Source organism: Yinghuangia aomiensis (genome assembly GCF_039542225.1).
GTDB lineage: Bacteria > Actinomycetota > Actinomycetes > Streptomycetales > Streptomycetaceae > Yinghuangia > Yinghuangia aomiensis.
Genome location: NZ_BAABHS010000015.1, coordinates 118,770 through 141,779, shown reverse-complemented (window position 1 = coordinate 141,779; position 23,010 = coordinate 118,770). Strand labels below are relative to the sequence as shown.

General features: G+C 71.7%; 20 protein-coding genes. 11 read left to right on the top strand and 9 right to left on the bottom strand.

Going from position 1 to position 23,010, the window contains the following annotated elements:
- Nucleotides 1-120 precede the first annotated feature (120 nt).
- From ABEA93_RS21775 to ABEA93_RS21750, 5 genes are all read left to right on the top strand, one after another.
- Nucleotides 121-888: a CoA transferase subunit A gene (locus ABEA93_RS21775; RefSeq protein ID WP_345677348.1), complete on the top strand. Its 768-nt coding sequence runs from the start codon at nt 121-123 to the stop codon at nt 886-888.
- Nucleotides 888-1,529 (top strand): CoA transferase subunit B, encoded by a 642-nt coding sequence (locus tag ABEA93_RS21770; protein ID WP_345677346.1) that lies wholly within the window; start codon nt 888-890, stop codon nt 1,527-1,529. The genes ABEA93_RS21775 and ABEA93_RS21770 overlap by 1 nt, the downstream gene beginning before the upstream one ends.
- 64 nt (nt 1,530-1,593) lie before the next feature.
- A complete protein-coding gene (locus ABEA93_RS21765; RefSeq protein ID WP_345677345.1) occupies nt 1,594-2,097 on the top strand; it encodes a DUF4265 domain-containing protein in 504 nt (167 codons plus the stop codon).
- Between the two features lie 213 nt (nt 2,098-2,310).
- Nucleotides 2,311-4,341: a S9 family peptidase gene (locus ABEA93_RS21760; protein ID WP_345677344.1), complete on the top strand. Its 2,031-nt coding sequence runs from the start codon at nt 2,311-2,313 to the stop codon at nt 4,339-4,341.
- Between the two features lie 438 nt (nt 4,342-4,779).
- The gene (locus ABEA93_RS21750) at nt 4,780-5,193 is read left to right on the top strand and encodes a hypothetical protein (protein WP_345677343.1); all 414 of its coding nucleotides are present in this window, start codon (nt 4,780-4,782) and stop codon (nt 5,191-5,193) included.
- 177 nt (nt 5,194-5,370) lie between these two features.
- Here the strand turns inward: ABEA93_RS21750 and ABEA93_RS21745 are convergent, their stop codons facing one another.
- Nucleotides 5,371-6,921 (bottom strand): hypothetical protein, encoded by a 1,551-nt coding sequence (locus tag ABEA93_RS21745; protein WP_345677342.1) that lies wholly within the window; start codon nt 6,919-6,921, stop codon nt 5,371-5,373.
- Nucleotides 6,922-7,159: 238 nt separating this feature from the next.
- On the opposite strand from ABEA93_RS21745, the gene ABEA93_RS21740 reads away from it, so the two are divergent.
- Nucleotides 7,160-7,663 (top strand): DUF4265 domain-containing protein, encoded by a 504-nt coding sequence (locus ABEA93_RS21740; protein ID WP_345677341.1) that lies wholly within the window; start codon nt 7,160-7,162, stop codon nt 7,661-7,663.
- 313 nt (nt 7,664-7,976) lie between these two features.
- Here the strand turns inward: ABEA93_RS21740 and ABEA93_RS21735 are convergent, their stop codons facing one another.
- Entirely contained in the window at nt 7,977-8,168 is a 192-nt protein-coding gene (locus ABEA93_RS21735; RefSeq protein ID WP_345677340.1) for a DUF397 domain-containing protein, read from the bottom strand.
- Nucleotides 8,165-8,980 carry a helix-turn-helix domain-containing protein gene (locus ABEA93_RS21730; protein WP_345677339.1) on the bottom strand — a complete coding sequence of 272 codons (816 nt, stop codon included), beginning with the start codon at nt 8,978-8,980 and terminating at the stop codon, nt 8,165-8,167. The genes ABEA93_RS21735 and ABEA93_RS21730 overlap by 4 nt, the downstream gene beginning before the upstream one ends.
- A gap of 164 nt (nt 8,981-9,144) precedes the next feature.
- Between ABEA93_RS21730 and ABEA93_RS21725 the strand changes: the two genes are divergently transcribed.
- Nucleotides 9,145-9,657: an ATP-binding protein gene (locus ABEA93_RS21725; protein ID WP_345677338.1), complete on the top strand. Its 513-nt coding sequence runs from the start codon at nt 9,145-9,147 to the stop codon at nt 9,655-9,657.
- Here ABEA93_RS21725 and ABEA93_RS21720 read toward each other — a convergent pair.
- Entirely contained in the window at nt 9,626-10,651 is a 1,026-nt protein-coding gene (locus ABEA93_RS21720) for a glycoside hydrolase family 113 protein (protein WP_345677337.1), read from the bottom strand. The two genes, ABEA93_RS21725 and ABEA93_RS21720, sit on opposite strands and share 32 nt — an antisense overlap.
- Before the next feature lie 121 nt (nt 10,652-10,772).
- Between ABEA93_RS21720 and ABEA93_RS21715 the strand changes: the two genes are divergently transcribed.
- Nucleotides 10,773-11,435, top strand: coding sequence for a TetR/AcrR family transcriptional regulator (locus tag ABEA93_RS21715; RefSeq protein ID WP_345677336.1), 663 nt, complete (start codon nt 10,773-10,775; stop codon nt 11,433-11,435).
- Between the two features lie 202 nt (nt 11,436-11,637).
- Here the strand turns inward: ABEA93_RS21715 and ABEA93_RS21710 are convergent, their stop codons facing one another.
- Together ABEA93_RS21710 and ABEA93_RS21705 are read right to left on the bottom strand one after the other, a co-directional pair.
- Nucleotides 11,638-13,959 carry an ArnT family glycosyltransferase gene (locus ABEA93_RS21710; protein WP_345677335.1) on the bottom strand — a complete coding sequence of 774 codons (2,322 nt, stop codon included), beginning with the start codon at nt 13,957-13,959 and terminating at the stop codon, nt 11,638-11,640.
- A complete protein-coding gene (locus ABEA93_RS21705) occupies nt 13,959-15,242 on the bottom strand; it encodes a bifunctional glycosyltransferase family 2/GtrA family protein (RefSeq protein WP_345677334.1) in 1,284 nt (427 codons plus the stop codon). Before ABEA93_RS21705 ends, ABEA93_RS21710 begins: the two co-directional genes overlap by 1 nt.
- Before the next feature lie 189 nt (nt 15,243-15,431).
- Between ABEA93_RS21705 and ABEA93_RS21700 the strand changes: the two genes are divergently transcribed.
- Complete coding sequence (locus tag ABEA93_RS21700) at nt 15,432-16,694, top strand: hypothetical protein (RefSeq protein ID WP_345677333.1); 1,263 nt, start codon at nt 15,432-15,434, stop codon at nt 16,692-16,694.
- 5 nt (nt 16,695-16,699) lie between these two features.
- Complete coding sequence (locus ABEA93_RS21695) at nt 16,700-18,064, top strand: ABC transporter substrate-binding protein (protein ID WP_345677332.1); 1,365 nt, start codon at nt 16,700-16,702, stop codon at nt 18,062-18,064.
- 56 nt (nt 18,065-18,120) lie between these two features.
- Here ABEA93_RS21695 and ABEA93_RS21690 read toward each other — a convergent pair whose 3' ends face one another.
- The 3 genes from ABEA93_RS21690 to ABEA93_RS21680 form a co-directional block, all read right to left on the bottom strand.
- Entirely contained in the window at nt 18,121-19,515 is a 1,395-nt protein-coding gene (locus tag ABEA93_RS21690; RefSeq protein ID WP_345677331.1) for a HAMP domain-containing sensor histidine kinase, read from the bottom strand.
- Nucleotides 19,515-20,264 (bottom strand): response regulator transcription factor, encoded by a 750-nt coding sequence (locus ABEA93_RS21685; RefSeq protein ID WP_345677330.1) that lies wholly within the window; start codon nt 20,262-20,264, stop codon nt 19,515-19,517. Before ABEA93_RS21685 ends, ABEA93_RS21690 begins: the two co-directional genes overlap by 1 nt.
- Before the next feature lie 241 nt (nt 20,265-20,505).
- Nucleotides 20,506-21,678, bottom strand: coding sequence for a S1C family serine protease (locus ABEA93_RS21680; RefSeq protein ID WP_345677329.1), 1,173 nt, complete (start codon nt 21,676-21,678; stop codon nt 20,506-20,508).
- A gap of 225 nt (nt 21,679-21,903) precedes the next feature.
- Between ABEA93_RS21680 and ABEA93_RS21675 the strand changes: the two genes are divergently transcribed.
- A complete protein-coding gene (locus ABEA93_RS21675; RefSeq protein ID WP_345677328.1) occupies nt 21,904-23,010 on the top strand; it encodes an alcohol dehydrogenase catalytic domain-containing protein in 1,107 nt (368 codons plus the stop codon).

Below are 23,010 nucleotides of genomic sequence, written 5' to 3'. Positions count from 1 at the left end.
GCTGCACCACCCGCACTGCTGCACCACCGCATGACCGGTGCCGTGCTGCCCCGCCCCCGGACTTCCCGAGGCGGCGCGGTCCCGCCCAGCACACGTCCCCCAGCAAAGGACCCCACCCCCATGGACAAGGTGGTCGAATTGGCGGCAGATGCCGTCGCGGACATACCCGAGGGCGCGACGCTCGCGGTAGGCGGCTTCGGGCTCTGCGGGATCCCGACCGTGCTGCTGGCCGCACTCTACGAACAAGGCGCGGGCGGCCTCGCGATCGTCTCCAACAACTGCGGCGTCGACGGCCTCGGCCTCGGCATGCTGCTCGGCGCGGGCCGCATCGCACGCGCCACGGGCTCGTACGTCGGCGAGAACAAGGAACTGGCGCGGCAGTACCTGGCCGGCGAGATCGAACTCGAACTCGTCCCGCAGGGCACCCTCGCCGAACGGCTGCGCGCGGGCGGCTGCGGCATCCCCGCGTTCTACACCCCGGCGGGCGTCGGCACCCAGGTCGCCGAGGGCGGACTGCCGTGGCGGTACGACGCCGACGGCGGCGTCGCGGTCGCCTCCCCGGCCAAGGAAGTCCGCGACTTCGACGGCACCGAGTACCTCCTCGAACGCGGCATCACCACCGACTACGCGCTGGTGCGCGCCGCCCGCGGCGACCGGCACGGCAACCTCGTCTTCGACCGCTCCGCACGCAACTTCAACCCGCTCGCGGCGATGGCAGGTCGCGTCACGATCGCCGAAGTCGAGGAGATCGTCCGGCCGGGCGAGCTGGACCCCGACGAGATCCACCTGCCGGGCGTGTTCGTGCAGCGCGTGGTGCCGCTGACGTGGGAACAGGCCGCCGACAAGCACATCGAGAAGCGCACGATCCGAGTGGAGGCGGGACGCTGATGGCCTGGACACGCGAACTCATGGCGGCGCGCGCCGCCGCCGAACTCACCGACGGCGCCTACGTCAACCTCGGCATCGGCCTGCCGACCCTGGTCCCCAACCACGTCCCGCCCGGCGTCGAGGTGGTCCTGCAGTCGGAGAACGGCCTGCTCGGCGTGGGCCCGTACCCGCACGTCTACGACGTGGACCCGGACCTGATCAACGCGGGCAAGGAAACCGTCACCCTTCTGCCGGGCGCCAGTTGCTTCGACTCGGCGTTGTCCTTCGGCATGATCCGCGGCGGCCACATCGACATGGCCATCCTCGGTGCCATGCAGGTGTCCGCTTCCGGTGACCTCGCGAACTGGATGATCCCCGGAAAGATGGTCAAAGGCATGGGCGGCGCCATGGACTTGGTCCACGGCGCCCGCCGCGTCGTCGTCCTGATGGAACACACGGCCAAGGACGGCAGCCCGAAAATCGTCGACACCTGCACCCTTCCGCTGACCGGACGGGCCTGCGTGCACCGGATCATCACCGACCTGGCGGTGCTGGACATCACCCCGGACGGCCTGCGCCTGGTCGAACTCGCGCCGTACGTCACGGTGGAGGAGGTCCGCGACAAGACGGGGACGGAGGTATTGGTACCCGTCAGGGTGTGAGGGGGCCGGGGGCCCTCGCAGGCCGGCACACGCTCCCGGTGCCGGCCGCGCGATCATGACGGCCATGAGTGTCCCCGGTGCGGGTGCGTCCGTCGCGGCCGAAGTGCGGCGGATCAAGGTGTGGTTCCGGTTCGTGCCGCGGGAAGGTTGGCTGCCGCACGACCGCGAGGGGTTGTGGGCGGTTCCGGTGGGCGCGGATACGGCACGGATCGAGAACGTGCCGTTCCTGCAGGACGGGGTCGCTCGCGGCGACATCGTGCGGTTCACGACGGATGCCGACGGGGTGCACTGGGCGGTCGGACAGGTCGCGCCGTCGGGCGGCTGCACGATCCGCGTGCTGCCCGTCCCGGACGGCCCGCTCGGGCGGAGTGCCGCGGCGGTGCACGAGCGGATGGCCGAGTTCGGCCTGGGCGGCGAGGCGTTCAGCGAGGAGTTCCCGCTGGTCGCATTCGACGTCCCGGCCGACGCGGACCTGCGGTCGGTCAAGGCGATGCCTGTCCGCGGGCAGGACGCGGGGTGGTGGTACTTCGAGGAGGGGTGCGTCACGGAGGCCTGGCGCGCGGCGTAGGCAGCCCGGTCGGCCCCCCGCTCGCGCCTGCTGCCAGGGGTAAGGTGGCGGTTTCGGTCGGTGACCGTGGCCGGGTCAGTCCTTCCCCGCCGTCTTCGTCACGAGGACGTGCGTCGGGCCGACCCTTTCCGGCTCCGGGGTGTTCGATCGGAAGCGAAGGCGGGAGGGACCGTTGAAGCGGCGTCGCCAGGGGTCTCCGTCCGGGATGCCGTCGTGACCGTGCTGCAAGCCAAGGCCGCACGCGCGGGGACGCCGGTCGTGGTTCGCGTTTCCCTGGCCGGCGGCACGGGTCTTTTCGTCCGCGAACCCGGTTCTCCGGACGGCGAGTTGCGCCGGCTGACGCCGGACGGGGCAGAGGTGGTCCACTACGAGGTGGAGCCCGACGGCCGAGCGGTGTGGTGGTTCCAGGCCGACGGCGCCGAGCGGGGGCGCTGGGTACGCCAGTCCCTGGACGAGGGCGCTGTTCCGGAGGTGGTGCCGGATATGCCCGTCGGGTTGGGCGTCGGCGGCTTCCAGACCACCGGAGAGGTGACCGTCGCCGGAGTCGCCGTCGGTGATTTCACCCGCCTCTACCGGATCGACGCGCAGCTTCGGGCGACGCCGGTCGGCGTCTACCCGGCCGGGCCGTCGATGGTCCAAGCCCTTTCCGCGGACGGTACGCGCGCCGCCGTCGCGTTCGCGACGAAAGACGATCCCTACCTGAAGCGCATGCACGTACGTGACTTGGCGACCGGAGAGACCACCGAGCTTCCCGAGGCCCGGTGGGCGTACTTCCGCCGGGCCCAGTTCTCCCCCTTGGCCGGGGACCAGCGCCTGCTCTACCAGGACCGTTCGCCGCACGGCCACCTCGGGCTGACGGTCGTGGACATGGCGACCGGGCAGTCCCGGCGGATCGACCACCCGTCCCTGCAGGAGGCCGACCTGCTGGGGAGCTGGGTGCCTTCTGTCCCGGATCCGGCCGGTCGTTCGGCACCGCCGCACAAGTTGCTGATCACGGCGCATCGGCGGGGCCGAACGGCCCTGTACGTCCACGACCTCCTCGATCGCACCACGCAACCGCTGCGGATGCCCGAAGGCTTGGGGGTGGAGGAGGCCAAGCTGCCCGGTACCGGCAACCTGGCCACCGACGCGTGCCCCTTGCCGGACGGACGGATGCTCGTCGCCGTCAGTGGCCCGCGCCACCGGCGGGGTTACCTGGCATTCGACCCCGGCAGCAACGCGCTCGGCGCCGATCCGCGGTGGCCGCAGCCGGAAGTGATCCCCGGCGCGTCGGACCGCGACTACGGGGTGACCCCGCCCGGGCCGCGATCCGTCCCGTACTCGGTGAGCGTTCCGCGGGGGCAGCGGCCGGAAGGCGGATGGCCGACGGTATTCCTGATCCACGGAGGGCCGTTCTGGCACGACACCGACGTGTTCAACCCGGAGGAACGGGCGTTGAACGAGGACGGATACGCCGTCGTGCGCCTGAACTACTCGGGATCCACCGGGCAGGGACTCGACTGGATCGAGAAGCGCTTCCAGGATCCCCTCATGGGCCAGCTGGACGACATCGCCGCGGTGCGCGACCATCTCTCGGCCCGCAAGGTGATCGATCCGCAGCGCCTCGGCATCCAGGGCACGTCGTGGGGCGGGCTTCTGGCCCTCTCGGCGGGCATTCACCAGCCCGGGGTGTGGCGGTTCGTCGTCGGGAAGGTGCCGCCGGTCGACGTCCACACGTTGGTGAACGACCCGGACACCTGGCCATCGATCCGGCTCGGTTTCAACCAGACGTTCCTGGTAGGCCGTGACCTGTCCGGGGAGTGGCCGGCACCGAACGCCCACAAGCTCATGGTCCCGACTCTCACCACCGCGGCGACCGACGACAACCGCTGTCCGCCGGGTTCCATCGAGGAATTCGTGAGAAACGCCAGAGCAGCCGGAGCAAGCATCGCGCTGCTCTCGACCGGAGGCGGCCACGGGGTGGAAACGGACGGAGGCATCGATGCCGCCGCCCGAATCGGCCAGGCAACGCGCGACTTCATTGCCAGGCACATGCCGGCGCACCCGACGCCCGGCAGGGTCGTGGACGACGCGATGCTCCGGCTTGCCTCGGTCAGTTCCTCCGGACTCGGCCCGCCCACGGCGAAGCTGTCCAAGGCCACGGCCACGGTCGACCTTCCGCCGGGGCAATCGCCCAATACCGCGCCGACGCGTGCGACTGACCTTGGTCTGGCGCCGAGCCATCCGTTCAAGAACTGGGCTTGACCACCGCTCCGGTACGTTGCCCGGCGATGAGGAGTCCGCGGTGGGGTTGGGTGACTTGGCCCATGGAGCGCGCTGCGTCGTCGTCCTGATGGAGGACGCGGCGAAGGGCGGCAGCCCGAAGATCGTCGACACCTGCACTTCCGCTGACCGGGCGGGCATGCATCCATCCACCTATCGGCTCCCTCGCGGCTGAGCCGGCCGTCGGCATCTGCCGTGTCCGCACGGGCCTTGGTGCAACGCCGCCTGTGTACCACGCGTGTTCGTTTCGCGACCTCGACGACAACACCTGCTGACGGCTGTCCGTTTTGGTTGCTCTCTTGAATGAATTTTGACCATCGTCTCGTGGAGAGCCCTGATCGTTTTTCTGATTTTCTCCCACGTTCTGTCGAGGGGTAGGGGTGATGCAGGAGCTAATTTGCCGGAGGCGCGGAATGCTTCTTGAGTCCGGTGGCCTGTCTTCTCGTCCAAGCGCAGGACGAGGCGGGCGCGGCTCAGCTCTGGGATCAGATGCAGGAGGCTGCGGCGGCTGGTGGGGTCAACGTGCAGCGGTTGCCGGTGGTGGTGGGGTCGGTGGATGAGGCTGTGCCGTATGTGAACAGCCTGGTGGGGCGGAAGTGCCGGCTGGTGGTGGGTGCTGGGGAGCATGTTGCGGGGGCGGTGGATGCGGCTGCGGCGCAGGCTCCGGGGGTTCGATTCGCGGTGGTGGGCGGCGGTGCTGTTCACGCGGCCGGGGTGACGCAACTTCCCGGTGACGAGGGGGCGTTGAAGGCTCAGCTTGGGGCGATGCCGGAGGACCTGCGCCGGGAGGGAGCAGCCGGGGCTGCGGCTGTGAGTGCGGCGCCGCGGTCCTGATCGGATGGTGCTGTCCGGCGGACGACTTGGCGGCGGAGGTTGTGCACGCGTGCCGAGGCCTCGGTCCGGCTTGGGTCTTTCGACGTCGAACTCGCGCCGGACGTCGCGGTGGACGAGGTGCGCGCCAGGACCGGGCCGGAGATCCTGGCGCGCATCGGCGTCTGGCCGCGGCCCCGGTCAGCCGGCCGCGGCGAATGCCTCGGTGCCGAAGGTGTGGCTGCGCAGCGCGGAGACGAGCAGGCGGTTGTCCGCGAAGTCGAGGTGCATGGCCGAGGGCAAGCTCTGCGACGGGTCCTTCAACTCGACCTTGCTGACCGGGGTCACCTGCCCGTCGGCGGCCGCGTAGGTGTCGACGAGGAAGGTCCGCGACGACGTGTTCACCACCAGCAGACGGTCGTCGTCCGCGAGGGCCAGGTGGGGCCGCTCGGAGTCGGCGCCCGGCCGGCTCCAGCGGAGTGCGCCGGTGTTCATGTCGAACGCCACTACTCCGTCGATGCCACCGCCGTCGGACATGGTGAACGTGGTCGTCGCGTACAGCGTGGTGCGGGTCACCCGCAGGTTGAACCACTTGTGCGAGTCCTGGCCCAAGTCGGCGTTGACGTCGATGGGGCCTTGGTCGGCCTTGAGCGGGAACGGGGTGTTCTTCGGCGCACCCGCGCGGTCGAAGACGTGGATCAGCGCCGGGACCCGGGAGAAGCCGCTCTCCGGCTTGGTGATGACCGTCAGCGGGTCCATGGAGAGCAGTTCCGCGTCGTCGGTCGGATCGGTGACCTGGAGCGGGGTGGGTGCGGCACCGATCTGCCGCCCGTTCCGGTCGAGGGTGACCAGCTCGTGCTCCTGCCGCATCGGGGTGGGGCTGGCGTCGGCGAGGACGGCGATGGTGTCCGGCGACGTCGCCATGCTCTTGATCGAGACCAGCGTCTCGGGGGTGGTCCGGTTGCGCCAGGTCCAGGCCTCGCCGCCGTCGGACACCCGGAAGGCGACCACGCTGGTGAGGGTCGTCGCGGCAACGAGGTCGTCCCCGACGAAGCCGAGCTGGGTGTTGTACACGGAGAGCGGGCTGCCGTCCTTCTTCGCGCTCGCGAAGCCCGACGTGGACAGGACTTTGCCGCCGTTGCGGGCATCCACGACGGATAGGTAGCGGCACGCGCCGAACACGTAGTCGGTGGTCTCCTCCCACCAGGCGACGGCGCCGATGCCGTCCTTGTTGAGACCCGGGGTCATGCCGCACGGCTGGAGGCCGGGCTTCGGCGCCGCGACGGTGCCGATGCGCTGCCCGGTGGCGAGCTGGTAGATCTCGACGCCCGTGCCGCGGCCGACGAAGTAGCGGTCCCCGACGGGCCACGCCGCGATCAGCCCGTCGCGGGCTTCCTTGCTGTTCTTGGGATTCCGCGGGTCGAAGTCCTCGGAGGTGAACTTGGCGGCGTCCTTCCCGAGCCGTGGCGTCTTCCACGCGGGCGCCATGACGGGCGGCACGGACGGCAGCGGCGCGGCCTTCGGCGCCTTCGATGCGGGAGCGGAGGCCGCGTTCGACGCGGCGTCCTTGCCGTCGGCCGCTTTCTGCGTGCCGCCGCTGCTGCACGCGGAGAGCACAACGGCGGTCAGGGCGAGCGAGACCGCGGCGTGGAAGCCCCGGTGGCCCCGGATCCGGGGCTCGGAGGACGCAGCCGGGCGCAATGCCGCGCGCCGTCTGAACCGGGACGGGATGTGTTCGGGATTACCGTTCATGGGCAGGGCCTTCGCATGTTCCTCGAACGGGGCCCGCCGACCGCAGCACTCGCCGACAACAGGTCGGCTTGGCCGGGACGCCATGCATGTTAGTCGGCCAATCGGATCAATCGTCGTCCTCGGCGCGATGTGGACATCGAACCGAGGCGGAGGTTCTGGTACCCGTCAGGGTGTGAGGGGGCGGGGCGCTCGCCGGCCGGCACATGCTCCCGGTGCCGGCTGGGCGATCATGACGGCCATGAGTGTCCCCGGTGCAGGTGAGTCCGTCGCGGCCGAAGTGCGGCGGATCAAGGTGTGGTTCCGGTTCGTGCCGCGGGAAGGTTGGCTGCCGCACGACCGCGAGGGGCTGTGGGCGGTCCAGGTGGGACCGGACACGGCACGGATCGAGAACGTGCCGTTCCTGCAGGACGGGGTCGCTTGCGGCGACATCGTGCGGTTCACGACGGACGCCGACGGGGTGCACTGGGCGGTCGGGCAGGTCGCGTCGTCGGGCGGCTGCACGATCCGCGTGCTGCCCGTCCCGGACGGCCCGCTCGGACGGAGTGCCGCGGCGGTGCACGAGCGGCTGGCGGAGTTCGGCCTGGGCGGCGAGGCGTTCAGCGAGGAGTTCCCGTTGGTTGCCTTCGACGTTCCGGTGGGTGCGGATCTGCGAGCGATCAAGGCACTGCTGGTCCGGGGGCAGGGGGAGGGGTGGTGGCACTTCGAGGAGGGAAGCGTGACGGAGGCTTGGCGCGGGGTGTAGCGGGCGCAGGGGGGCGGAGCCGCGGTGGCCTGCGGGTTCACGTGGGAGGGCTCGTTGGGTGGGGTCTGAGGGCTTGGCCCGTGGGGCGTGGAGACCGGCGCGGCCGCGCACCCGCACGTTGCTTCGGGAAATCGCTATGTGGAAAGCAGCTTTGTGCTGAGCGACTTCACGAGCACGTTCTTGCCGACGTTGCGGCGCAACAAGGCGCGAGGTAGAGGGCCGGGGGCCGCGGCTGGCAGACCTCCCCGTGCAGTACCGCCGTATACGTGTAGTTGCGGGCATACATCCGCAACTACACGTCGACTGCGTGGGTTCAGGCCTTCAGCTCGCGTGCTGTTGCGGACAGGAGGGCGTTCCAGGAGCCGGCTCCGATAGCCAGCCGCGGTCCCGCGGTGATCTTGGAATCGCGAAGCAGGATCAGGCCCGGGACGGTCGCCACCTCGACACACTCGCCGCCCTGGTTGTCGCTGTGGCTGGACTTGCGCCACGCCAGTTCGCCGTTCACAGTTGCTCCTCTACCTCAGCGATGAGCCGCGCGGAATCCTCTGCATTGAGGGCCTGCGCCTGGATCATTCCATGGTGCTGAGTCAAGTGGTGGATTGTCTCCGCATCGGAGTAGAGGGCGCTGGTCTCTGGCCCCTCCACGTATGCGAAGTGCTCGTGCTCGCCCGTCTCCAGCAGCACGACCGAGCCGGTGAGGCCGAGCGTCGTGCCGCCGTCCGCCCGGAGCACTTGGATCGACAGGTTGCGGAATCCGCCGACTTCGCGCAGGTGCCGCAACTGGCGCTTCATGACGTCGGGTCCACCGACCAAGGTGCGCAGGGCGGCTTCATAGATGACGAACCCGAAGCGTGCGTAGGGCCTTTGTGTCAGCTTCTCTTGGCGTTGCATGCGCGCTGCTACGCGCTCGTCGATGGTCTCGTCGTCCAAGGGCGGATAAGACTCGCTGATCAACGTGCGCGCGTACTCCTCGGTTTGGAGCAACCCCGGGATCAAGCCCAACTGATACGAGTTGATCGCGATTGCCGACGCCTCCGCGTCCATGAACTCGTGCGTCCGCGCAGGGAACTTCTCCGGCTTCAAGTAATCCTGTGCCGCGAGGAGCAGGCCGTTTGCGCCGCACATCTCGTCGGCGATCGTCAGGACATGCACGGTTGCGCGGCGGCGGCCTTGTTCCATCGACTTGATCGTCTCGGCGCCGTACCCGGCCTCGTCCGCCAGTTGCTCTCGGCTGACGCCCGCGCGGGTGCGCCACAGCTTGACTTGATTTCCGCAGTAGCGCCACGCCATCGGCGGCTGGGAACTCGTCTCCGTCATGCCTTCCTCCCCCTGAACACCGTCGGGACGCCACGCTGCGTACCCGGGTCGCTACTGAGCAGGTTAAGCAGCAAAGCGCAGGCTGGAGGCCAATTGCACGGAACCCACACATTCGGCATCGGCGGCAGCCGGCCCCCGATCGGCCACGAGATCCCTGGACGGCGATGGACGCGCACCCCCTGGCCTTGACCGCCCCCGAACCCTTCGCATGGTCGAAATCCCGCCACCAGACGGAATGGCAGTTCATCCGCGACCCGCGCTGTGCGGGAGGGGCTCGACTGCTGCTCCGCGAGGCGGCCGACGAGTGGGGGATCTCGGCGGACTCCGCGGACACCGCCGTCCTGCTCGTCAGCGAACTGGTCACCAACGCCTTCCGGTACGGAGCCGCCGTATCGGGCAGCACGTCACTGGACTTGATCAGCGTGCGCTGCTTCCTTGCCTTCGGATTGCTCCGCATCGAGGTGTCCGACGGCACGAGCGAACTCCCCTGCCCGCGCTACGCGTCGCCCGAGGATGTGTCCGGCCGCGGCCTCGCCTTGGTGACCGCGCTCGCGGACCGCTGGGGCGCGTACCCCGAACCGGCGGGCGGCGGCGGACACCGGGCCGGCAAGACCGTGTGGTGCGAGCTGACCGTCGCCCTGGTCGTCATCGGCGATACTGCCGCGCCACCGCGTTGAAGGCCGCTTTCGGCTCCCAATCCATGTCGGGGTACGTCTCGCCGCGCCCGGCTTCGAGGAGTTTGACGATGCCGAGGCTTGCCCGGTCCAAGTCGTCCCGGGGGTCGCCGTCGGGACGGTGGGGGTACCCGGGCAGGGAGAACAGGTACACAAAGGCGCTGTCCACGCCCTCGGACTCGAAGATCTCCAGGAGTTCGGCCAAGTAGGCCGCCTGGCCCGGCTCGTCGCGTTCGTAGACGCCGTCCATCCGCAGCGGCGCCTTGGTCTCCGGGTCGTACGCGACGACTTCCAGCACCCGGCCGCCGCGGTCTCCCGCGCCGCGGTAGGCCGCGGTGCCGAAGCCGGTGATGGCGACCGGCTTCGGGCCTTGGGCGAGGATGCGCACCCCCTCCCGAAAGCGGTCGGCGACCTCGGCGGAGCGGATCAGTTCGAACGTCGCGAAGTCGAACGGAGTCCAGTCGACCTGTTCGAACTGGATCGACGCGTAGGTGAGTTTGCCGCGGAAGCAGTCGCGGATCGCGGCCACGGCCTCGCGAAGGAAGGCGTTGATCCGCACGCCTACCGCGCGCATTGCTTCGGCGCGCCGTTCGGGATCGCCCAGCAGCGCTTCCACCCGCTCCTCGACGCTGTCGCCGGGCAGGAATCCGCGGTCCATGACGCTGAGTTCGACGCCGGCGACGAACACGACCTCCGCGCCCTGCCGCCGGAGCCGCTCCGCGCGCTCGGCGCAGTCGCGGAAGAGGGTGAGGATCTGCTCCGGATCCAGCTCCAGCGGGTAGGGCGAGAACCAGACCTCCAAGTCGAGTTCGGACGCGGCAGCGGCGGCCACTTCCAAGCGACCCGGGTCGCCGCCGATGATCTGGACCGCGTTGCAGTGCAAGTCGTCGCGAATGACTGCGAGTTCGCGCCGCACGACGGCCGGGTCGAAGTGTTCCCGGGAGTTCCGGCCGTGCACGAGGAATCCGGTGTCGTAGGTCATGCCTCGTGCTCGCATGGCGGCGTCCCCTTCTGTCGGTCTCGGTAGGCGGCCGAGACTGGCAGAGAAAAGTGCGTGCACGCAAGTTTGCGGTCAGGCAATTTTGCGTGCACGCAGTTTAGTGTGGGAGCCTGGCACCGTGACCACACCACCGCCAGGGCTGCGGGACAGGAAGAAGCAGGCCACCCGCGAGGCACTCCGCGAAGCGGCGCTGCGCCTAGCCCTGGAACGTGGGCCCGACAACGTCCGAGTCGAGGACATCGCCGACGCCGCCGGAGTCTCGCCGCGCACCTACAACAACTACTTCGCGAGCCGCGAGCAGGCGATCGTCTCCGCGGTCACGGCGGACCGCGAAGCGCGGATCGCGGCCGCGGTCGCCGCCCGGCCGACGGGAGTACGCCTGGCGGATGCCGTCACCGAGGCCGTGGTCGGGCAGTACACCGACGCGGACGACCGCGATCCCCGAGCACTTCTGCTCATCACCACCCGCCCCGCGCTGCGCCACGCCTTCCTCGACGCCGCCGCCGCCATCGAGCCCCCGCTGACGGTGGTGCTCGCCGAACGCCTGGGAGGCGACGCCGAAGCGCCCACGGCCCGCGTTCTCGCGGCAAGCGTGGCCGCGGCCGTGCGCATCGCGGTGGAAGGTTGGATCCAGCCGGCCGAGGGCGACGCCGCCGGGGGACTGGTCGTCCCCACCGGATCCCTGCCCGACCGGCTCCGTGCCGCGCTCGCCCCGCTCGCGCCCGCGTTCGACGCCGCCGAAGCCGAAGCAGACGCGGAAACCGCGCCCGACCCGGCGTGAAGCCAGGTCGGGCGCGGTGCAGTGCGGTGCAGTGCGGTGCAGTGCGGTGCAGTGCGGCGCGGTGCGGTCCGGCGGCGAACGGCTCGCCGCCGGGCGCCGGATAGTCCGCAGCGTCGCCCGCCCGAACCGGGGCCAGGTCCACGGCTGGGCCCAGGTCCACGGCTGGGCCAACGCCCCCGACCGGATCAGGCCCGCCGCCGGATCAGGCCTTCGGCTGCGTCAGGTCGTACAGCGTCGCCCCGTCCACCGTCTGCGCCGTGTAGGCGGACTCGACCCACGAAGCGATCTCCGACGAGTACGAGCTGCCGCCCATGCTCCCGCCGAAGTTGCCGCCGCCGATGAAGTAGTGGATCTTGCCGGCGGCGACCAGCTTCTTGAACTCGTCCAGGGTCAGCGACGGGTCGCTGCCGTTGAAGCCGCCGAGGGCCATCACCGGCTTTCCGGTCGCCAGCTGGTAGCCGGACGCGTTGTTCGAGCCGACCGCGGCGGCGACCCACGTGTACTTGCCGGCGTCCTGCTTGAGCTTCGCGGTGACCTCCTTGCCGGCGTTGCTGCCGTTGAGGAGTCCGCCCGCGCCGCCGCCGGGGCCGCCGATCGCGAAGTTCTCGCGGGGGTTGGCGGTGCCGTTCCGGCCGCCCGGCATACCGCCCTGCGTGCTCTGGCCGCCCTGCGTGCCTTGGCCGCCCGGATTGCCCTGGCCGCCCTGACCGGGCATGCCGCCCTGGCCGCCGCCGGGGAACCCGCCCTGTCCGGGCTGCTGCTGACCACCCGGGCCGCCTTGGCCGCCTTGGCCGCCCTGACCACCGGCGAAGCCCTGGCCAGCCTGCCCCCCGGTGTTCCCCTGACCGGCCCCCTGCGGCGGTTGCCCGTTGAAGATCCGCATCCCCCCGCCAGGCCCACCGCGCCCGCCGGGTCCGCCGAAGCCGCCGCCCGACGGCCCCGCCGACGGGATCGAGCCCTCGTGCGGGGTGGTCACGGTCGCCCACGTGTACGCCGCCGGACCCGCCAGCACCGTCGCCAGCGCGATTCCGGACGCCCCCACCGCCACGATCCGCGCGGAGAACCGCGTCGTGGCGAGGATCAGCGCCGCCGCGACCACGCCGCCGACGAGCACCGCGTACCGCAGCCAGCCGTGCCAGTCCGGCGTCCGGTCGAGCAGCCGGTAAGCCCAGTACGCCGACCCGGCGACGACCACCGCCAGCGCGAGAGCCGCCTTCCACGACCGCCGCTTCTCCCACAGCAGCACGCCGCCCATGCCGACCAGCGCACCGATCGCCGGAGCCAGCGCCACGTTGTAGTACGGGTGGAAGATGCCCTTCATGTAGCTGAACACCACGACCGTGGTGAGCAGCCACCCGCCCCACAGCACGAACGCCGCGCGCTGCCCGTCGGCGAGGCGACGCCGCCGGGTGATCCACAGGCCCGCCAGCAGCAGCGCCACGGCGGCCGGGAGCAGCCAGGAGACCTGCCCGCCGTTCTCCGGGTTGAACAGCCGGTTCCAGCCGGTCTCGCCCCACATCCCGCCGCCCGGCCCGCGGCCGCCGCCGGGCGCGCCGCCCGGCAGCTGGCCGAGGGCTTCGGCGGACGTTCCCGGGAGGACCTGCATGCGGCCGCCGCCCCCGACGCTGCCCGTCTCGTCGCCGTTGAGGCGGCCCAAGCCGTTGTAGCCCAGGGTGAGTTCGAGGATCGAGTTGTGCTGCGACCCGCCGATGTAGGGCCGCGACGACGCGGGCCACAGTTCGACGGTGAGGATCCACCACCCGGCCGCGACGACGAGGGCGACACCGGCGTACAGGAGCTGTCGGATGCGCCGCCACCAGCCGGTCGGCGCGAACAGCAGGTAGGTGATCGCGAACGCGGGCAGGATCACGAAGGCTTGGAGCAGCTTCGTGAGGAAGGCGAAGCCGATGAAGACTCCCGCCCACACCAGCCACTTCGTCGCCGCGGTCTCCTGTGCGCGTAGCACCGCGTACGCGGCGGCGACGAGCAGCAGTACCAGCAGCGCGTCCGGGTTGTTGAACCGGAACATCAGCGCCGCGACCGGTGTCAGGGCCATGACCGCGCCCGCGACCAGCCCCGCCGCGGCGCTGAACCGGCGTCGGACGGCCAGGTACAGCAGCCCGACCGCGGCGACGCCTTCCAGCGCCTGCGGCACCAGGATGCTCCACGCGTTGACGCCGAACACCCGGGCGGACAGGTCCATGACCCACAGTGACGCGGGCGGCTTGTCGACGGTGATGAAGTTGGCCGCGTCGGACGAGCCGAAGAACATCGCCTTCCAGCTCTGGCTGCCGGCTTGCACGGCCGCCGAGTAGAAGGAGTTCGCCCAGCCGGATTCGCCGAGGCTGTAGATGTACAGGAAGCCGGTGACGGCGAGCAGCGCGAGCAGCGACGGGCGCACCCAGGCGGCGTCGGTGTCCCGGCCGCGGACGAAGCGGGCCGCCCAGCCGCGGACTCTCCGGGCCTCGTCGCGTGCGGTGGACGCCGGGTCGAGTGCGGCGGATTCGGGATGGATCGCGGTCATCAAGAGACCTCGGTGAGGGTGTCGGAGTCGGATGCGGCGGCGGGTTCGGCCGCCGGTGGTGCGGTGTGCCGGAAGACCCACACCCGGAGGAGCAGGAACCGGACGAGCGTGGCGAGTGCGTTCGCGACGATCAGCGCGGTGAGTTCGACGCCGCGGGAGGCCCCCGGCGCGAACAGGTGCAGCGCACCGAGCGCGAGGCTGGTCACCGCGAGGCCGAGGACGAACGCGATCGCGCCTTGCGCCTGGTGCCGCATCGCATCGGTGCGGCCGCGGACGCCGAAAGTGAACCGGCGGTTGGCCGCGGTGTTGCCGATCGCGGTCACCAGCAGCGCCAGGGCGTTGGCGACGAGCGCGGGCATGGCCTCGCGCAGTAGCGCGTACAGGACGATGTAGGCGAGCGTGCTGACCACGCCTACGAGGGCGAAGCGGGGGAGCTGCTGCCGCATGCCGGTGGGCAGGTGCGCGTCGCGGGTGCGCGGCGACATCGGCACGCGGAACGTGCCGCCGACGATGCGGCGTCCCACGCGCGCCATGCCGCGCAGGTCGTCGAGAGCGGTGCGCAGGACATCGACGCGGCTGTCCGGGTCGTCCACCCAGTCGACCGGGACTTCGTGGATCCGGAGTCCGGAGCGCTGGGCGAGCAGCAGGAGTTCGGTGTCGAAGAACCACGCCTCGTCTTCGACGAGCGGGAGCAGCCGCTGCACGACCTCGGTGCGTGCCGCCTTGAAGCCGCATTGGGCGTCGGAGAAGCGGGCGCGGAGCGTGGCGCGCAGCAGCAGGTTGTACGTCCGCGACACGAACTCCCGCTTGGGGCCGCGCACGACGTCCGACGCGCGGGACAGCCGGGTGCCGATCGCGAGGTCGCTGTGCCCGGTCAGCAGCGGGGCGACCAGGGGGAGGAAGGCGTCGAGGTCGGTGGACAGGTCGACGTCCATGTAGGCGACCACGTCGGCGTCGCTGGCCGCCCAGACCCGGCGCAGCGCGCGGCCGCGGCCCTTGAGGTCGAGGTGGACGGCGCGGACGTGCGGCAGCTCGGCGGCGAGGAACTCGGCGATGTGCCACGTGCGGTCGGTGCTGGCGTTGTCCGCGATGGTGATGCGGAAGGCGAACGGGAACTCGTGCAGAAGGTAGGTGTGCAGGCGCCGGATGCTGCGTTCCAGCACGTGCTGTTCGTTGTAGACCGGGACCACCACGTCGACCAGCCGCTGGCGGCGGTGCTGGGGTGGGGCGCCGGGCGGCTCGGGCGTGTCGGCACTCTTGGCGAGTGCGGGCGATGTGGTCATGGGCCCACGCTGGAGGCGCGTGCTGGGAAGGTTCTGAGCCGCACATGAAGGTCGGATGAGAAACGCGGCGGACAAAGTCGGCGGGCGCTGACTAGCACTGCCGGTCAAGACAAGTCAACAGGGAGTTGCGTGTGGCTTCCCGGCCGGGGCTTCCGTACGGTTGCCGGATCGACGAGGGGAGCGCGCTCCATGAAGCCTCGTACCACCCCCGGCCGATTGCGGTGGCTCGCCGCGCTGTTGGTGGCCGGGATCGCGTTGGTGGCGGCGACGTCGGGTCTGCGGGTCGCCCGGGCCGGGGACGACGCGGACGCCTTGCGGGCCCGCACGGTCCCGGCCGTGCTCGCGCTCGACCAGGTCGCCGCGGCGCTGACCGAGGCCGACCGGGCCGCGTCCCGCGAACTCGCCTCCGGGGCTTTCCCGTTGACGGGTCCCGGAACGGACTACCAGGACGCCGTGAAGACCGCCGGGCAGGCACTCGCCGACGCCCGCGAGCGGATCGGCTCGTCCGGCACGGAGGCCGCGCAACTGCGCGCTGTGGACGGCCTGATCATCGAGTACACCGGGCTCGTCGGCATGGCGCAGTCCGGGCGTGAAGGCCCACTGGCGGTCGCCGGGGTCGCCTACGCGTCCGACCTGCTGCACGCCTCCGACACCGGCATCCTCGCCCGGGTCGGCCAACTCCGCGACGCGGAACTGGCGTCCGTGCGGAAGACCCGCGACGGCTACTGGACGTCGACCGGAGCCGTCCTCCCGTTCGCGATCTCCGTGGGCTTTGCGATCGTCGTCCTCGTCGGCATCCAGATCTATCTGGCGGGGCGCTTCCGGCGCCGTATCAATCCGCAACTTGCCTTTGCCACGGTCCTGTTGCTCGTCCTGGCGGCCTGGCAGTCCAGCAACGCGCTGCGCACCCGGGACCGGATCGACACCGCGGCCGGAAGCGGCACCACCCGCATGGCCGCGCTCTGGGAGGCCCGGACGAACGTGCAACGCGTCGTCGGCGCCGAGTCGTTGGCGCTGGTGTCGCGCGGCGTGGGCGACGACCACCGCGCGGCCTCGGACGCCGCGCTCCGCGCGCTCGCCGACCCGGCGCTGCCCGATGCCCGGGCCCGGCAGGACGCGGCGTCGATCCGGGACGTCGTGGCGCAGATCCGCGGCCGCGGCTTCGGTCCCCCGCCCCCGGCCGGCTCCGCCGACCTGGCGCCGCGGGACGGCGAAACGGTACGCCTGCTGCTCGGCGGCGGCCCCAAAACCCTCACCGGCCTCGCCACCGACGCCGACGCGGCCTTGGCGTCCGCGCTCGCCGCCACCCGGCAGGACACCGAACGCCGCCTCGCCGACGCCGGAGACGCGCAAGGCCTCGGCATCGGCGGCCCGCTGCTGTGCGCCGCCGCGCTGGCGGCCGGCCTGTGGGGGCTGTGGCGACGCTACGACGAGTACCGGACGGGGAGGTGACGGCCATGCGGCCCGGCACGAACACCCGCACCACGACCGCCACGACCGCCACGGCCACCGGCGCGCACACCCGGCGCCCGGCCCGCGGCCTGCGGCGGACCGCCGCCGCCGTGGCGGCCGTACTGTGCGCGGCGCTGCTGACCGGCGGCTGCGGCGGTTCCGGCGACAGCACGACGGTGACGGTGCTGGGCACCTGGACCGGTGCGGAGGCCGACGCGTTCGAGCGCGTCGTGGCCCCGTTCGAACGCGACACCGGCATCGTCGTGCGCTACGAAGGCACCCGCGACGTCGACGCCGTCCTCGCCGCCCGCGTCGACCAGGGCACGCCGCCCGACCTGGCCGCGCTCTCCACACCCGGCGACCTCATCGACTACGCCCGCACCGGCCGCATCGTGCCGCTCGACACCATCCCCGAACTCGCCGCCACCGACGGCTCCTACGCCGCCGACTGGCGCACCCTCGGCCGGGTCGACGGCCGCCGGGTGGCCGTCGTGGTCAAGGCCGCGCTGAAGGGGCTGCTCTGGTACGACCCGAAGACGTTCGCGGCGCACAACCTGAAGCCGCCCGCCACGGCCTCCGAACTCGCCTCCGCCGCGCGGGCGCTGTCCGCGGCCGGCATCCAGCCGTGGTGCTTCGGGCTGGCGTCCAGTTCGGCGTCCGGCTGGCCGGGCACCGACTGGATCGAGAACCTGGTGCTCACCCGGTCGGGACCGCAGGTCTACGACCGCTGGGTGTCCGGCGAACTCGCCTGGACCTCACCGGAGATCACCTCCGCGTGGCAGGCCTGGGGCGACCTGCTCGCGGCCGGTTCGGGCGGCCCCATGGCGTCGCTGCTGACCTCCTACGACCAAGCCGGCACGGGCCTGGTCGCGTCCCCGCCGCGCTGCGGCATGGAGCAGCAGGCGTCGTTCGCCTCCGGCTGGTACGGCGCCGCGCCCGGCAGCCCGCAGCCCGGCGTCGACTTCGCCTTCACCCCGTTCCCGGCCCCCGCGGCGAGCGCCGGTGCCACCGCGGCACCCGCGCGCGAGGTCGCGGGCGACGTGATGGCGATGTTCCGGGACACGCCCGCGGCCCGGAAGCTGCTCACCTACCTCGCCGGGACCGAGGCGCAGACCAGGTGGGCCCGGGAAGGCTCGCTCAGCCCGAACCGCGGCGTCCCGGCGGACGCCTACCCGGTGAACCCGGTGGCGCAGGGCATCGGCCAGGCCTTGCGGGACGCCGACACGATCCGGTTCGACGCGTCCGACCTGATGCCGGGCGCGATGCGCGGCGCGTTCTACCGCGCGGTGCTGGCGTATGTGGCCGACCCGGGACAGCTCCAGGGCATCCTCGCCGACTTGGACCAGGCCCGGCTCGCGGCCTACCCGTGAGCCGGGCTCCGGCCGGCCCGTCGACCGCCCGGCGCCGCTCGACCGCCCGAGGCCGCTCAGCCGCCGGGCGGCGCGCCCGCCGTCCCCGGCAGCCGCATGCGCGCCACCGTGCCGCCGTCGGGTGCCGGTTCGAGCGCGACCGTGCCGCCGCTCTCCTGCACGGTGCGGGCGACGATGGCCAGGCCGAGCCCGGAGCCGGGCAGGGCGCGGGCGGTGTCCGAGCGCCAGAACCGTTCGAAGACGCGCGGGGCGTCGTCGGGGTCGATGCCCGGGCCGTGGTCGCGCACGGTGAGTTCGCCGTCGTGCAGGCGGACCTCGATGGTGCCGTCGGGCGGGCCGAACTTGACCGCGTTGTCGAGCAGGTTGAGGACGGCGCGCTCCATCGACGGCTCGTCGCCGCGCACGTACCAGGGCTCGACGTCGACCGCGAACGTCACGTCCTGGCCGCGCAGCTTGGCACGTTCGACGGCCTGCCCGACCGCGGTGTGCAGCGCGGCGACGCCGGTGACCGGCGTGGACCGGCTGCGTTCCGGGCGCGCGAGTTCCAGCAGGTCGCCGACCAGCCCGGACAGCTCCCGCAGTTGGCTGCGCACATTGCGCAGCAGGCGCTTCTTGTCGTCCGTGGGCAGCGGCCGCCCCTGCTCCTCGCTGCGGAGCAGCAGGTCGGTGTTGGTGCGCAGGCTGGTCAGCGGGGTGCGGAGTTCGTGCCCCGCGTCGGCGATGAGCTGCTGCTGCCGCTCCCGGGACCCCTTCAGCGCGCGCGTCATGGTGTTGAACGACGTGCCCAGCCGGGCGATCTCGTCCTTGCCCTCGACCGGGATCGTGGTGTCGAGGTCCTCGGTGCGGGCGATGTGCTCGACGGCGTCCGCGAACCGGTCGACCGGCTTGAGCGCGGCACGCGCCACCACCAGGCCGAGGCTCGCCGCGGCGAGCACGCCGATGCCGGACACCAGGACGAGCAGCAGCGCGAGGTTGTCGAGCGAGTTGTCGATGTCGGTGAGCGGACGGGCGATGCTGAGCGCGTAGCCCTGGCCGAGCGGGCTCGGCGGCGGCATGCGGGTGATCACCCGCACGTGGGTGCCGTTCGCGTCCGTCGCGCTGTGGATCGACTGGCGCTGCGTCCCTTGGGCGACGGCGATGTCGGAAGCAGTGACCGGGATCGGGTACGAGCCGTCCTGCGTGCACGAGGTGCCGTCCGCGAACACCACCTGGAGGGTCTGCGGGTTGTGGCCCTTCCCGTCGAACGGCGTCGAGTTGTTCAGCGCGTCGCAGATGGTCTGGTTCGGCCGCAGCCGGATCTCGGTGGGCTGCGACGCCAGCGTCCGGTCGGTCTGCGCCATCAGCTGGTCCTTCGTCAGGAACCAGCACGCGGTGGATGCCGCGGCGACCGCGATGGCCACCGCCACCGCGGTGAGGAGCGCGAGCCGGGCACGCAGCGGGAGACGGCGCATCACAAGGCTCCCTCCGTGGCCTTCTCGGGGGCCTTGAGGACGTAGCCGACGCCGCGCACGGTGTGCACGAGCCGCGGCAGGCCCCCGGCCTCGGTCTTGCGCCGCAGGTACATCACGTACACGTCGAGCGAATTCGACGTCGGTTCGAAGTCGAAGCCCCACACGTTGTGCAGGATCTGCTCGCGGGTGAGCACCTGCCGCGGGTGGGAGAGCAGGAGTTCGAGGAGCGTGTACTCGGTGCGGGTGAGTTCCACCGGGTGACCGCCGCGGGTCACCTCGCGCGACCGGGTGTCCATCGTCAGGTCGGCGAACTCCAGGACGCCTTCCCCGGGGCCGGACGCGCCCCCGGGGGCGGCCATCGCGCTGCGCCGCAGCAGGGCCCGAACGCGGGCGAACAGTTCGTCGAGTTCGAACGGTTTGACCAGGTAGTCGTCGGCGCCCGCGTCCAGCCCGGTGACCCGGTCGCCGACCGCGTCGCGCGCGGTGAGCATGAGGATCGGCACGGTCTCGCCGCGGCCGCGCAGCCGGCGGGCGGCGGTCAGGCCGTCCATGCGCGGCATGAGGACGTCGAGGATCACCAGGTCGGGTTCCTCGCGGGCGACCTCGTCGAGGGCGGCGAGCCCGTCCCCGGCGAGGCGTACGTGGTAGCCCTCGTAGCGCAGGCTGCTTTCCAACGCCTCCCGCACCGCGGGCTCGTCGTCGACGACAAGGATCCGCGCGGCCGGTGCCGCGGACGAGGGACTGGTCATGGCGGGCGTGGTCTCCCCTGAGGTGGTCGGTGCGTCGACGACTTCGGTGTGGCGGGCGGCTCGAAAAACGGTGGATCGCATGTCGGTGAAGGCGCCGCCTGCGCGGCGACGCCTTCACGGTGCCACGGCCGCGGGTCCGGTTTCCCGCGCCGCGGCCTTCCGCGGGCCGTGTGTCGTGTCCGGAGCGCCCCCGTGGTGGGAGGACACGGCGCTCCGGGCACGGCGGCCGCGCGGTCCGGGGTCAGGCCGACTGTCCGGACTCCAGGCCCGGCAGGAGGGTCTTGACCTGGTCGATCGGGATGGCGAAGCCGAGGCCGACGTTTCCGGCGTCCGAGCCGCCGGCCGAGGTCGGGGAGTAGATCGCCGAGTTGATGCCGATGACGCGGCCGTTCATGTCGAGCAGCGGGCCGCCGGAGTTGCCCGGGTTGATCGCGGCGTCGGTCTGGATGGCGTGGTAGGTCGTCTGGTTCGAGGACGACGACGAGTCGGTGCCGCGGTTGCCGAACGGGAAGCCGTTCAGGCCGCCGGAGCCGCCTGAACCGCCGGAGCCGCCGGAGCCATTGGAATCGGACACCGTGACCTCGCGGTCGAGCGCGCTGACGATGCCGGACGTGACGGTGCCGGTCAGGCCTTCCGGCGAGCCGATCGCGACGACCTGGTCGCCGACCGCGACCTGCGAGGAGTTGCCGAGCGTGGCGGCCTTGAGGTTGCTCACGCCCTTCGCCTGGATCACCGCGAGGTCGCTCGACGTGTCCTTGCCGACCACGGTGGCGTCGGCGGTCTTGCCGTCCGAGAAGGTGACGGTGAGGGTGGCGCCGCTGCCGGCTCCGTCGACCACGTGCGCGTTGGTGAGGATCTTGCCGTCGGCGGTGAGGATGACGCCGGATCCGGTGCCGGTGCCCTGCCGGGTCTGCACGGTGACCTCGACGACACTCGGCGTCACGGCGCTCGCGACCGCGGCCACGCCGGTCTGGCTCTTGTCGGCCACCGACTGGACGGGTGCCGCGCCGGCCGAATAGGCCGCGGACGGGCTGCCGTGGTCGCCGACCCGGTCGCCGATCACGCCGCCCGCGACCCCGCCGGCCAGTCCGGCGGCGAGCGCGACGGCGGCGACCACGGCCACCGCGCGGCGTTTGCCGCGCGGCCGGGGCGCCGGGTCGCCCGGCGTCAGCACGGTGACCGAGTCGTGCGGCGGCCCGGACGGGTCGCCGGGGGCACCGGCGGCGGCGAGCACCGGCGGGGGCGCGGGGGGCCCGGTGTAGGGGCCGAAGGGCGATCCGCCGGGAGGCGGCGTGCCGGTGCCGCCGCCGGCGGGCGCGGCGAAGGGGTCCGGTCCGGGGTACGGTGCGGGGCCGGCCTGCGGATCGGGCGCGGGGTATTCGGGGTGCTCGGGGTACTGGGGTGTCGTGTCCATGTCCTCAGCGTCCGCCCGCATTCTGAGAATCAACTGAGCGCGGGGTTAATCCCCCCTCTGATATGCCGCGCCGCCCGCGGTGTCCGGACAAGGTGAGAAGAGTCCCACCCGGGCACCGCGACCGGATTGTCAACGTCCCTTGACCCTTGCGGGAGCCGGTGGCTAAATCGGAGCCGGTTGCGTGGGGATCACCCCCGTACCGAGCGGCCTGGAGGAGAAAAGCACATGCGCGCGATCCTGCACACGGACAAGGGTGTCGAGATACGGGACGACGTGGAGATCCGCGAGCCCGAGGCCGGCGAGGTCCTGGTGCGGATCGCCGCCACCGGCGTGTGCCACAGCGACGTGAGCGTGCTGGAAGGCGTCATCGAGTGGCCGGCCCCCGCGGTTCTCGGCCACGAGGGCGCGGGCATCGTCGAGCGGGTCGGCGCGGGCGTCACCGCGGTCAAGCCGGGCGACCACGTCGTCATCACCACGATCGCCGCGTGCGGCATGTGCCGGTACTGCCAGACCGGGCACCCGAACCGCTGCCGCCAGACGCTCGGCAACCGCAGCACCCCGTTCTCCGTCGACGGGCAGCCGGTGTGGAACTTCGCGGGCGCGTCGACCTACGCCGAGCTGACCCTGGTCAAGGAAATCCAGTGCGTCACGATCCCCGAGGACGTGCCGCTCACCTCCGCGTGCCTGGTGCCGTGCGGCGTCGTGACCGGCGCGGGCGCCGTGCTCAACCGCGCCAACATCCTGCCGGGCCAGACCGCCGCGGTCATCGGCCTCGGCGGCGTCGGCCTGGCCGCCGTGCAGGCGCTGCGCCTCAAGGGCGCGGGCCGCGTGGTCGGCGTGGACACCGTGCCCGGCAAGTTCGACCTGGCCCGCAAGTTCGGCGCCACCGACTTCGTGCAGGCCGGCAAGGGCATCGACGTCGCGGACGAGATCCGCACGCTGTTCCCGTACAGCGCGGACCAGAAGGTCGGGACGTTCGGCGCGGGCGGCGTGGACTGGATCTTCGAGTGCACCGGCGTCCCGGCCGTGCTGGAGAACGCGCTGGAGGCGCTGGACTGGGGCGGCACGCTCATCGCCGTCGGCCAGCCGTCGCAGACCGCCACCGCGAACATCCGCATCGCGAACCTGCTGCAGTGCGACCGCGGCATCCTCGGCACCCGGGCCGGCGGCGTCCGCCCGCACGAGGACATCCGGGCGATCGTCGAGCTGTACCGCCAGGGCAAGTTCGACCTGGACGCGCTCGTGTCGAAGGTCTACCCGTCGGACGGCTTCCACGACGTCCTCGACGACATGCACAACGGACGCATCGCGCGAGGCGTCCTCAAGTTCTGA